We start from the raw sequence: 12,042 nt of genomic DNA on the forward strand, positions 1-12,042 counted from the left end.
ATATTTAAGTTTTCACAATTGATATTTCTTAACTTTGCTGCAATGAAAAAAGTATACCTAGATAATGCCTCAACAACAGCAATTCGTCCTGAAGTAATTCAGGAAATGACGAAAGTGATGCTTGAGGATTACGGAAATCCATCGTCTACGCATAGTTTTGGGCGAAACGGTAAAACAATATTAGAACTTTCAAGAAAGAGCATTGCAAAGCATTTAAATTGCACAGCTCAAGAAATTATTTTTACTTCTGGCGGAACTGAAGCTGACAATTGGATTCTGCGCTCTGCTGTTGAAGATTTAAAAGTAGAGAGAATCATTACTTCAAAAATTGAACATCATGCTGTTTTACATACTGTTTGGGTGCTTCAGGAAGAATACAATATCCAAGTTGATTACGTAAAAGTAAACCCAGATGGGAGTTTAGATTTAACGCATCTTTCTAATTTATTGTCCGAAGAAAAAAAGACTTTAGTTAGTTTGATGCATGTTAACAACGAAACGGGAACTATTTTAGATTTAGATCGTGTTAGCTTGATTTGTAAGCAATACAATGCATTGTTTCATTCAGATACAGTTCAGTCTATCGGAAAAACTGAAATAGATCTTCAAAAGACTCCTGTTGATTTTATTTTAGCAAGTGCGCATAAATTTCACGGACCAAAAGGTATCGGATTTGCTTTTATTCGAAAAAATTCTGGTTTACAGCCATTGCTTTTTGGAGGAGAACAAGAAAAAGGTCTTCGTGCAGGAACCGAAGCAGTGCATCAAATCGCCGGAATGGCAAAAGCTTTGTCTGTTTCATACGAGAAATTAGAGGAAGAAAGAGCTTATATTTTAGGGTTGAAAAATTATTTGATAGAACAACTAGAAATCCATTTTCCAGATTTTAGAATTAACGGAAAAAAAGATGATTTCTATAATATCATCAATATCATTCTGCCATTTTCATCATACAAAACTTCGATGTTGCTTTTTAGTTTAGATATGAAAGGAATTGCGGTTTCTAGAGGAAGCGCTTGCCAATCTGGAAGCATTAAGCCTTCTCATGTTTTAAATGAAATGCTTTCGGAGGCTGATTTAAAATTACCAAATCTCCGAATTTCATTTAGTCATTACAACACCAAAGAAGATATCGATTGGCTGGTTGAAAGTCTTAAGATTGTTTAAAGTTTCAGGTTTGAAACCTGAAACAAAAAAAACTATTTTCTAATAACCTTTACCTGCGAATCGTTTGTTAATTTGATTATCGTAGAAGATTTTCCGTTGATTTTATCTTGGTTTAATTTCACTACGTAATCAACTCCATTAATAATCTCTGGACTAATATCTTTGAAAGCAATTGGTGTAGGCTGTCCTGAAATATTTGCAGAAGTTGAGACCAAAGGTTTTTTCATTCTCTCCATCAATTTGTAGCAGAAAGGCTCTTTTACCAATCTAACTCCTAGAGATTTATCTGCAGCAATAATATTTGGAGCAACATTTCTAGCATCATCAAGAATTAAAGTGGTTGGTTTATCTGATAAATCCCAGATTTGCCACGCAACTTCAGGAATGTTTTTAAATACGTTGTACATCATCTTTTCGCCATTCATTAAAACAATCATGCTTTGTGTTTCTGCACGCTGTTTTAATTTGTAGATTTTAGCAACAGCTTCAGCATTGGTGGCATCACAGCCAATTCCCCAAACCGTATCGGTCGGATATAAGATTATGCCTCCGTTTTTAATTACTTCGTATGCGTTGATGATTTCCTCGTTCATTTTACAAATTATATTTTAAGATTACAAAGTTATAAATTTTACTTGTAATTCTTTTTTATACTGTTTGTAAAAGCGAAATGCTTATGATTTTACCAATGATGGTCTTAATTTCAGTTTTGCGAATTCCATTAATGGCTGTTCAATGTATTTGAATGTTAATTGACTAATGAATATTAATGGAAAAACAGATAAGGCAATAATCGACCAAAATTCAAAATCAGTCAATTTCTTGGCTTCTTGAAATCCGATGATGAAATAGAAAAGGATAAATAATAAAGTTCCATGCAATAAATAAATACTGTAGGTTATTTGTCCAAATTTTCTAGAAAAAGCACTTGATAAAAGTCCAAAAAAGCTATTTCCAGAAGCAATTATTATAAAGACGATTGAAGTAATAATGACTGGTATCGGTTTTCTTCCGCTATTGAAAAAATAAATGGAGCATGCAATTAGTAAAATAGCTAAAACTGTATATTTTTTTTGTTTTAAAATAGTGCCAAATATATTTTTACTTACGACTAAAGCAGCAATAATACCTCCAATAAAAGGAAGAAAGTGTCTCAAGGATGCGCCATTGATGATCATTATAAGGGTTGCTGTAATGGTAAATAACACAATCACTTTGTAGTTTGCTTTAATCTTAAAAAATAGTGCAATAAGAGGGAGTAAAAAATAGAAAGCCCATTCATATGGCAATGTCCAAGTTATGCCAGCATTTAGCAAGAAGCTGTCTTCTAATCCGTTGATGTTTAATCCTTTTTTTACATTGAAAAATATCCATGAAAGTATCGTTAATATATTTTCTGAAAATGGAACTTTTGATTTGAAATTGGTTAAATAACCAGCAATAAAAAATATAATTCCAACAGAAAAAAGATACATAGGAAAGAGTCTGTAAACGCGAGCATTGATGTACGCAGACCAATTAATTTCTTTGTTTTTGCTGTTTATTAATTTTAAAGTGAATAAAAAAGCCGTAATCACAAAGAAAAAAGCAACCGTGGTTTGTCCGAAATGGTTAAATAAATTGGAGGCTGGCTCGTTCCATTCACCGTTTTGAAGAAAAAACCTCCAGATATAACTATGATGCAAGAAAACAAAAAATGCTAAATAACCTCTTAATCCGTCAATTTCTGGATAACGAACATTCGCTACATCTATCTTTACTAATTTATTTGTTGCTAATACGGAAATAACTAAAGCTAATACTATGAAAACTAAATAAATACTGAAAGTAAATGTCATTTTTTTGAAGAAACAGATTTTTATTAACTTATTTTAACTGATTTTTTAAACTTTTTGCAAACATAGCGAACCAGTTTTGAATGCAAAAATATTATGGTTAAAATTTTCTTAAAAAAAACAACGTTTTGATTTCGAATTTACTAAGAATTCTCTTTTAGGATAACATTATTCGTCCAGCCCTTTAGAGTGTACTTGTTGTAAATAGAATCTGGAATTTTTTGATATTCATTTTCGAAAAAAGCCATCGGTATAATTGGATTTTTTTCGTCAATAATTAAAATGTTATTAGGATTGTAAAAATCGTAATTTTTAATGTCCGCATTTGTGGTGATAAGTTTCTTCTCTAAGCCTAAACTTTCAAAAACTCTAAATGTTAGTCCGCTTTGGCCAAGTCGATTGATGTCTAAAAGTACTTTTGAGCGGTTAATGTAATCGTTAACTTCACTTAAAGGCATGTGGCTTCTTATATATGTAATGTTTTCATCATTGTCTTTCTGTTTTTTATCATAAACAATGAATTTAAATTTTGAATTCTGAGAAGCTAAATTGGCCGCGATTTTTTTCAAGATAGGCAATCTCTTGTCAATTGAGCTAATATTGAAAACATCATATTCGAATTCATTTGAAGCTATCGAATTTTCTGAATTGTATATCCAATTTGATGCGAATTTTAAATTGAAATTTGTGCAATCTTCTTTTTCAAACGAAAAAACTTCATCAAAGCAATGAAGTACTCGTTTGATTTTTGGACAGCGATAAATATTGTCGTTAAAGAATCCGATTGATTTTTTAGTGTAATTTTTAAATTCTAAAATGCTTTCTGGAGTTATAAAGTCTCCTTTGATTGTCAAAATTACATCTTGAATCTGATTGTTCTTTTTTAATTCGTTGATGATTTCTTTTCCGTAATGCTGATGCTTCAAATTAGTTTTAAAGAACGCTTTCAATATAACATTATAGGCTTTATGAAATACCGAAGGATATTTGTATTTAAAAGTATTAAAGTCGATATGACGAACAGTATGACCTTGTTTTTTTAAGTCTACAGCGATGTGTTTGTTGAGTCCCCAGTTGTCTAAACTTATAAGAGTAATATGCATTATCTTCGAAATAGTTTTTATTAGTTGGTAAAACTAGCTAAATTTGCTGAAACAATTTTTATGATTTTAAGATTAAATCGCGGATATGAAAAATTTGAAAATATTCTTCTTGAATATATTCGTTTTTTTAATACAAAAGGAGAGGACTTTGTAATTGGCCAGCGCAATCAGATAAAACTTTTTGATTTAGACGACAAGAAAATAAATATAAAATCGTTTAAAGTTCCGCACTTTATCAATAAAATCGCTTATAAATACTTCAGAAAATCGAAAGCAAAACGCTCTTTTGAGTTTGCAAATAGATTGCTAGAATTAGGTGTTGGAACTCCAAAACCTATCGCATTTGCTGAATTTTCATCGATAATAGGTTTAGAGAAAAGCTTTTATGTAAGCGAACAGCTAGAATGTGATCTTACGTATAGAGAATTGGTGGAAATACCTGATTTTCCTGATCGCGAAAACATCTTAAGACAGTTTACTAAATTTAGTTTTGACCTTCACGAAAAAGGAATTGAATTTTTAGACCATTCGCCAGGAAATACTTTAATTAAAAAGAATGCTGGCGGAAATTATGATTTCTTTCTGGTAGATTTGAATAGAATGGAATTTCATGATTCTATGTCTTTTGAAATGCGTATGAAAAACTTGTGCCGTTTAACGCCTTTAAAAGAAATGGTAGCGGTAATGAGTAATGAATATGCTAAATACTATAATCAACCTGAAGAAAAGATTTTTGATACTTTATGGAAATTTACTTCAGATTTTCAAGAGAAATTCTATCGAAAAAAACGCTTGAAAAAGAAGCTTAAATTCTGGAAGAAGTAAGCCTTCTTAATTCTTTATAGCGAATAAAAACGCTGTAAGCATTCAGATAACAAATCGTTACGCCTTTTCCTCCGTCAAGAAAACCAAAACGGATCATAAATTGGTACAAGAAAGTATATAAAGGATGAAGCAATTGCAGTAAAAAATAAGGTTTTATTGCTTTTGCTAGTTTTTCATTTGCTTTAAGGATTCCATAATTATACATTTTCGATTTGTAATCCTCATAAGAAGAGTACGAAAAATGTATTATTTTGTTTTTTAAAGTAGAAATTGACCCCTCTACAATTAGTTTTTCATGAACGGTTCTTTCTTCGTTATATCTGCACTTTGATTTATTAAAAAGCCTGAAAATTTTATCTGTTTGCCAACCGCTAAAATTCAGTCTTCGATTTTTAAACATAAAAATGCGATAGATAAAATAAGCACTTGCAGCATTTTCAGAATTAATTGCGGTAACGATTTCAGATTTTAATTCAGATGTCAATCTTTCGTCAGCATCAATAAATAAAACCCATGAGTTTTTGGCTTGATCTAAGGCGAAATTTCGCTGAGAAGTATAATCGGTAAAAGGGTTCTGAATTAATTTTACGTTTTTAAAAGACTCAACAATACTTACCGTTTTGTCGGTGCTAAAAGAATCAACAACGATTATTTCGTCAGCAAAATCGATGTCTTCAAGAAGCGATTTTATATGCTGTTCTTCATTAAGCGTAATAATCAATACTGATAATTTTTGCTTTTCACTATTCATTGGTGATGCTTTTACTTTTTCAATTTTTATATTCTTGAAAGTAAGTCTCTAGCTTTTTGAGCATAAGTTCCAATGGATATTCAGCGTAATATTCAAAAGTGTGTTCTTTGATGTATTGTTCTGTGTGTTTCTCGTAGATTTCTGGTTTTAAATCTTTTAAGTGAACAGAAACATTTTTTGCTTCATTTTCAAACAGCTGCCATGTTTCTTTTCTAACAGAAGGAGTGAAAATAGAGAAAGTTGGAATTTCTAAAGCTTTTGCCATATTTACAGCGCCTCCTTCATTTCCAATCAACATTTCGCATTGAGAAAGTATTGCTAAAAACTGACGTAAATCTGTAGCATACAAATCAAAAATAATATATTTTTTTGTTTCCTCAGAGCAATTGTTGTAAACCTCCAAAGCTTGCTCTTTCTGGTTCGGAATATAATTAAAGAGAATAGTCGCGTTTGTTTTTGCTACCGTAAAATCAATGATTTTTGCCATTCCGTCAAGCGGATAAGTTTTGTAATGCTCACTTCCTAAAATTCCAAACATGATAAACGGTTTTTCAGGATCGATATTGTGTTTTTTTAAAATGTTTTTTGCTTCTGTAATTTCAGATTCTTTTAAAAAGATTTTCGGTTTTACATTCGTTATCTTTTCAGTAAAAAAAGGTTTAAGAAGCAATAATCTATTTTCAATTGCCAAACCATATTCTGATTTTATGGCATCAAAACGTTCGTAGCTATAATTGTAAAATATGTTAGAATACCATTTGTGGTACGAAACTTTATATTTTGCTCCAGAAAAAAACGTAATTAAGTTCGTTCCCAATTTGCTGTACACATCGATTACAGCATCATATTTTTTTCTTCGAATTTCAAAAATGAATTTAAGAAATCCAAAAGTCGATTTTCTAATTTTATTAGTTACTGGAATAATGTTATCAATATTCGGATTTTCTAAAAGAACATCAACTGAATTTGGATAACACATATAGTCAATTGTAGAATCTGGAAACTTGCTTTTCAAGTTGTTACAAATAATTGTGCTCGTTAAAACATCTCCGATTCTTTTTTGCTGAATGACTAATATTCTCATTTGGTTTTTTATTCAATTTGGAAGCTAAAATACAAACTATTTTATGAAGTCTACAAGTGATGGCGGTAATAAGATTAAACTAAATTAAAAAGTTATATTTTTGTGCTCAACAAATTAAAATTTACAATGGGAATTAGCGGTTTGGTAATTACTTTCAATGAAGAAAAAAACATTGGAAAATGTATTGATGCCTTATTTAAAGTTTGTGATGAAGTTATAATTGTAGATTCTTTCAGTAAAGATCGTACAGTAGAAATAGCTAAAGAAAAAGGAGCGCAGGTTGTTCAGCAGTCATTTTTAGGAGATGGCCCGCAGCGTACGCACGGATTGCCTTTTTGCAAAAACGACTGGATTTTGAATCTCGATGCAGATGAATTTCTAGATAAAGATGCTGAGGAATTTATTCTAAAGAAAAAATATTTAGAAGGAAACTATGATGCTATGAGCTTTAGAGTTAAAAACTTTTTAGCTGATAAATTGATTGATTTCTCAGGCTGGTATCCAGATCATAAAGTTCGTTTCTTTAATAAACAAACAGCGCATCCTTCAGATTCTAAAGTGCATCAGAAAATTATTGCTCAAAACGAGAAAAAGGTTGCCGTGCACATTTTACATTACGGATGGGATTCTTTCGATCAGATTATTGCGAAAAAGAATCAATATTCTGGATGGCACGCCCAACAATTATTTGATCAAGGAAAAAGAGTAAATGCTTTTAAACCTGTTCTTAACGGAACTGTAGCTTTTATTCGTTGCTATTTCTTTAAAAAAGGAATTTTCAATGGTCTTGACGGATTGTCGATTGCAATGATTCAGGCATTTTTCTCTTATATGAAATATGCGAAGCTTATAAAACTTCAAAAAAAGAATAGATAAAAGTAAACTTCAAATAAAAAATTCCAAATCCCAATTACTAAAATTGGAGTTTGGAATTTTTTTATGATTGATTTTTAAAATCTATACAGCCACATCGTACTCACGAAGCGCATTGTTTAAAGAAGTTTTTAGATCTGTAGATGGTTTACGAGTTCCAATAATTAATGCACAAGGAACTTGGTATTCTCCAGCAGCAAATTTCTTAGTGTAGCTTCCTGGGATAACTACAGAACGAGCAGGAACATAACCTTTCATTTCAACTGGCTCATCACCTGTAACATCGATAATTTTTGTAGATGCTGTCAAACATACGTTAGCTCCAAGAACTGCTTCTTTACCAACGTGAACGCCTTCGACAACAATACAACGAGAACCAACAAAAGCACCGTCTTCGATAATAACTGGAGCAGCTTGTAATGGCTCAAGAACACCGCCAATACCAACACCACCGCTTAAGTGTACATTTTTACCAATTTGAGCACAGCTTCCAACAGTTGCCCAAGTATCAACCATTGTTCCTTCGTCAACATAAGCACCAATGTTTACGTAACTTGGCATTAAGATTACACCGCTTGAAATATAAGCACCGTAACGAGCAACAGCATTAGGCACCACACGGATTCCTTTTTCAGCATAATTTCTTTTTAGCAACATTTTATCGTGGTATTCAAAAATACCAGATTCCCATGTTTCCATTTTTTGAATCGGAAAATACATTACAACTGCTTTCTTAACCCATTCGTTTACTTGCCATTTGTCACCAACTGGTTCAGCGCAACGTAATTTTCCTGCGTCAACCAATTCGATTACTTCTCTTATGGCATCTGTAGTTGTAGTTTCTTGCAATAAAGCTCTGTTTTCCCAAGCTTGTTCAATTATAGTCTGTAAAGAATTCATACGTTTAATTTTTTGGCAAAGATAACGTATTTGTAGAAATGCAGAAAAGCAAAACGGTTCGAAAATGTTACAGATTTAACTTTTTGTTTCTTATTTGTAAAACATGAAAGAATCAATAGTGATTTATTTTTTATTTAAATGTCCCTAGAAGTTTTTTTTATGTCAAAATATGACAAAAGTCAGGCTTTCTCTTTTTTCTTCACTTTAATTTCGCAGTGTTGATCAGCATTCCATTCCATAAATAATCATATAAGCAGTAAAATATGAATCAAGAAAATCACCTTCAAAACAGAGTAATCATTGACAAAGAAGTAAGCTGGGATAAAACTCAGGTTATTATGAGTAAAACAAATGCGTATGGCATTATAGAATATGCAAACGAAGTGTTTGTAGATGTTTGTGGTTACGAAGACTATGAATTAATGGGCCAGCCTCATAACATCATACGTCACCCAGATATGCCAAAAGTAATTTTTAAAGTGCTTTGGGAAAATCTTAAAAACGGGAAAAACTTTCACGCTATTGTAAAAAATCTTGCAAAGTCTGGAAGATACTATTGGGTAATTACAGATTTTGAAATCGCCCGCGACGAAAACGACGTTATAGTCAATTATTTCGGAAGAAGACAAGCCGTACCGCAAGAAGTAATTGCGATGCATATTGAACCTCTTTATAAAAAGTTATTGCAGATTGAAGCTGCAAGCGGTGTTGAATTTAGCGAAAAGTACTTAATCGGTTTCTTAGAAGAGAAGAAAAGAACTTACGTTGAGTATATTAAGGAGTTGATTTACGAACATGAAAAATCTCAAGCAAAGTTCGCTAACTACTCAGAAGAAGAGGATGCAGGAGAAGAGGAAGAACACAGAGGTTTTTTCGGCAGATTGTTCGGAAGATAAATTGAGTTATTTTTTAGGTTTGAATATTTGGATAAAGTCCGTCTTGAGTTTTTTCAGGGCGGATTTTTTTGTGTAAATTTGAACTAGATAAAAGATATATAATATGGGTTTCGGGGAAATTTATTTTTATGTTTTAACAGGTTTAGTTTTGTCTTGTGGCTTTTTTATTTGGTTGATGGTTGAGGATGTTAAATTGTGGAAATTCTTTAGAAACATGGTTGTTGTTTCTTCTCTAATACTTCTCTTAGGTTTGTTTTTAGTGAAATTTAGTTTAACTTTTCTTTCGGCTTACAAAACTATTTACATCTATTCATTGCCAATGATTTTGCTTTTAATGAATAGAATATTGTTTCTTGTTCATAATAAATTGTTTGGAGAACCATTTATCCGTGCTAGAACAGGTTATTTGAAAGGATTTTGGTACACAGAAACGGTAGATGAAAAAAAAATAACCATCGTAAATAAGATTTATTATTTTTATTATTCATTTTTGCATATCCTAAAAATGGGCTTAATTATTAGTTTTTTTATAAAATAAAACAATGCCAAGAATCCTCTCTATAGATTACGGACAAAAACGCACAGGAATTGCGGTTACAGACGAAATGCAAATTATAGCTTCGGGGTTAACAACGATTCCGACACATACTTTGATTGACTTTTTGAAAGATTATTTTGCTAAAGAAAAAGTCGAAGCGGTTTTGATTGGTGAGCCAAAGCAAATGAACGGAATGCCGTCTGAAAGCGCTTCTGTTATTAATGGTTTTGCAACACACTTTTCGAATATTTTTCCAGATATGAAAGTAATTCGTGTTGACGAGCGTTTTACTTCAAAAATGGCATTTCAAACCATGATCGACAGTGGCTTGAATAAAAAACAACGTCAGAATAAAGGATTAATAGACGAAATTTCTGCTACAATTCTGCTTCAAGATTATCTTTCCGCAAAAAAATAACGCTGTTCGTCGTATTTTTTATTTATAATTTAATGGTTTTTAGAAAATCCTAACTTTTATCATCTAAAAATTAGTTTTTTTTTGCAATTAAAAAAGTACCTTTGCACTTTAAATAAAAATACTGTTATGCCCGACGAAACCATACGTTCAAATAGTGATGTAGTACTCATTGGCGCTGGAATAATGAGTGCCACTCTTGGAGTAATTTTGAAAGAATTACAACCAGATATTAAAATTGAAATTTACGAAAGATTAGATGTTGCCGCAGCCGAAAGCTCTGATGCTTGGAATAATGCTGGAACGGGACACTCTGCTTTTTGTGAATTAAATTATACTCCAGAAAAGGCTGACGGAAGCATAGATCCTAAAAAAGCGATAAGCATTGCAGAATCGTTTGAGATTTCTCGCCAGTTTTGGTCTTACTTAGTGCAGCAAAATAAAGTGCCGTCTCCGGATAATTTTATTAAAAGCGTACCTCATATGAGTTTTGTGTGGGGAGATAAAAACGTAGATTATTTAAAAAAGAGATTCGAGGCGCTTCAAAGCAACCCGATTTTCTCTGAAATGACTTTCAGTACCGATTTTGAGCAACTTCAGAAATGGATGCCATTGGTAATGGAAGGAAGAAATGCTGAGGAAAAATTAGCGGCAACACATATGGAAATTGGTACCGATGTTAATTTTGGTGCTTTAACAAGAAGTATGTTCACTTACTTAGAAAAATTAGACGGTGTTTCTTTATTCTTTAATCATGAGGTTAAAAAACTAAGACAGCGTGAAGATAAATCTTGGAGAATTAAAATTAAAGATTTGTCTACAGGAAATACTCGTAAAGCATACACTAAATTTGTATTTATCGGTGCCGGAGGAGGTTCTCTTCCTTTATTGGAAAAAGCAAATGTACCAGAAGGAAATGGTTACGGAGGTTTTCCAGTAAGCGGACAATGGTTAAAATGTACAAATCCTGAAGTAATTGCTAAACACCAAGCAAAAGTATACGGAAAAGCAAGTGTTGGAGCTCCTCCAATGTCTGTTCCTCATATTGATACTCGTGTAATTGATGGCGAAAAAGCACTTCTTTTTGGTCCATTTGCAGGATTCTCAACTCGTTTCTTAAAAAATGGTTCTTATTTAGATTTGCCACTTTCAATTAAAGCGAATAATTTAATTCCGATGTTGGCTGCTGGATATCACAATATTCCATTAACGAAATATTTGATTGAGCAGGTACGTCAATCGCCAAAAGATAGAATGAAAGCTTTGCGCGAATATCTTCCAACAGCACGTTCAAAAGATTGGAAATTAGAAAAAGCAGGACAGCGTGTTCAGGTAATCAAAAAAGATGAAAAAGAAGGTGGAGTTTTAGAATTTGGTACAGAAGTAATCAATACGAAGGATGGAAGTTTAGCGGTTTTATTAGGTGCTTCTCCAGGTGCTTCTACAGCTGTAGCAATTATGATAGATTTGATCGGCAGATGTTTTACACATCAAATCAAAACACCAGAATGGCAAGCAAAATTAAAAACAATGATTCCTTCTTACGGTCAGACTTTAAATGATAAGCCAGAACTTTTAGAAGAGCTTAGAAAACAAACAGCAGAGGTTTTAAAATTAAATTAAGCTTCTCCTTATTTGATATAAAAAACAAATCC

Annotated in this window: 13 protein-coding genes; 7 read left to right on the forward strand and 6 right to left on the reverse strand. The window is 32.1% G+C overall.

Annotated features, from left to right (window positions below):
- Positions 1-42 precede the first annotated feature (42 nt).
- Positions 43-1,167, forward strand: a complete 1,125-nt coding sequence (locus tag QLQ96_RS12755; protein WP_482491011.1) for a cysteine desulfurase family protein — start codon at positions 43-45, stop codon at positions 1,165-1,167.
- 32 nt (positions 1,168-1,199) lie between these two features.
- Here QLQ96_RS12755 and QLQ96_RS12760 read toward each other — a convergent pair whose 3' ends face one another.
- The 3 genes from QLQ96_RS12760 to QLQ96_RS12770 all read right to left on the reverse strand — a co-directional run bounded on the left by QLQ96_RS12760 (position 1,200) and on the right by QLQ96_RS12770 (position 4,105).
- Entirely contained in the window at positions 1,200-1,760 is a 561-nt protein-coding gene (locus tag QLQ96_RS12760; RefSeq protein WP_482491012.1) for an L-threonylcarbamoyladenylate synthase, read from the reverse strand.
- An 81-nt stretch (positions 1,761-1,841) separates the two neighbouring features.
- Positions 1,842-3,005 (reverse strand): acyltransferase family protein, encoded by a 1,164-nt coding sequence (locus QLQ96_RS12765; RefSeq protein ID WP_482491013.1) that lies wholly within the window; start codon positions 3,003-3,005, stop codon positions 1,842-1,844.
- 140 nt (positions 3,006-3,145) lie between these two features.
- Positions 3,146-4,105 carry a WaaS/CpsH family glycosyltransferase gene (locus QLQ96_RS12770; RefSeq protein WP_482491014.1) on the reverse strand — a complete coding sequence of 320 codons (960 nt, stop codon included), beginning with the start codon at positions 4,103-4,105 and terminating at the stop codon, positions 3,146-3,148.
- 60 nt (positions 4,106-4,165) lie between these two features.
- Between QLQ96_RS12770 and QLQ96_RS12775 the strand changes: the two genes are divergently transcribed.
- Positions 4,166-4,930 (forward strand): lipopolysaccharide kinase InaA family protein, encoded by a 765-nt coding sequence (locus tag QLQ96_RS12775; RefSeq protein WP_482491015.1) that lies wholly within the window; start codon positions 4,166-4,168, stop codon positions 4,928-4,930.
- Here the strand turns inward: QLQ96_RS12775 and QLQ96_RS12780 are convergent.
- Positions 4,911-5,681, reverse strand: coding sequence for a glycosyltransferase family 2 protein (locus QLQ96_RS12780; RefSeq protein ID WP_482491016.1), 771 nt, complete (start codon positions 5,679-5,681; stop codon positions 4,911-4,913). The genes QLQ96_RS12775 and QLQ96_RS12780 overlap by 20 nt on opposite strands.
- 19 nt (positions 5,682-5,700) lie before the next feature.
- Entirely contained in the window at positions 5,701-6,765 is a 1,065-nt protein-coding gene (locus QLQ96_RS12785; protein WP_482491017.1) for a glycosyltransferase family 9 protein, read from the reverse strand.
- Between the two features lie 126 nt (positions 6,766-6,891).
- Here QLQ96_RS12785 and QLQ96_RS12790 point away from each other — a divergent pair, with 126 nt between their 5' ends.
- Positions 6,892-7,641, forward strand: a complete 750-nt coding sequence (locus QLQ96_RS12790) for a glycosyltransferase family 2 protein (protein WP_482496963.1) — start codon at positions 6,892-6,894, stop codon at positions 7,639-7,641.
- A gap of 81 nt (positions 7,642-7,722) precedes the next feature.
- Here the strand turns inward: QLQ96_RS12790 and QLQ96_RS12795 are convergent, their stop codons facing one another.
- Positions 7,723-8,538, reverse strand: a complete 816-nt coding sequence (locus tag QLQ96_RS12795; protein ID WP_482491018.1) for a 2,3,4,5-tetrahydropyridine-2,6-dicarboxylate N-succinyltransferase — start codon at positions 8,536-8,538, stop codon at positions 7,723-7,725.
- 263 nt (positions 8,539-8,801) lie between these two features.
- On the opposite strand from QLQ96_RS12795, the gene QLQ96_RS12800 reads away from it, so the two are divergent.
- The 4 genes from QLQ96_RS12800 (at position 8,802) to QLQ96_RS12815 (ending at position 12,010) form a co-directional block, all read left to right on the forward strand.
- Complete coding sequence (locus tag QLQ96_RS12800) at positions 8,802-9,434, forward strand: PAS domain-containing protein (protein WP_379696125.1); 633 nt, start codon at positions 8,802-8,804, stop codon at positions 9,432-9,434.
- A gap of 103 nt (positions 9,435-9,537) precedes the next feature.
- Entirely contained in the window at positions 9,538-9,972 is a 435-nt protein-coding gene (locus QLQ96_RS12805; RefSeq protein ID WP_482491019.1) for a hypothetical protein, read from the forward strand.
- A gap of 4 nt (positions 9,973-9,976) precedes the next feature.
- A complete protein-coding gene (ruvX, locus tag QLQ96_RS12810) occupies positions 9,977-10,390 on the forward strand; it encodes a Holliday junction resolvase RuvX (protein WP_379696127.1) in 414 nt (137 codons plus the stop codon).
- A 126-nt stretch (positions 10,391-10,516) separates the two neighbouring features.
- A complete protein-coding gene (locus QLQ96_RS12815; protein ID WP_482491020.1) occupies positions 10,517-12,010 on the forward strand; it encodes a malate:quinone oxidoreductase in 1,494 nt (497 codons plus the stop codon).
- Positions 12,011-12,042 lie beyond the last annotated feature (32 nt).

It is taken from the genome of Flavobacterium sp. B167r, from assembly GCF_056824315.1.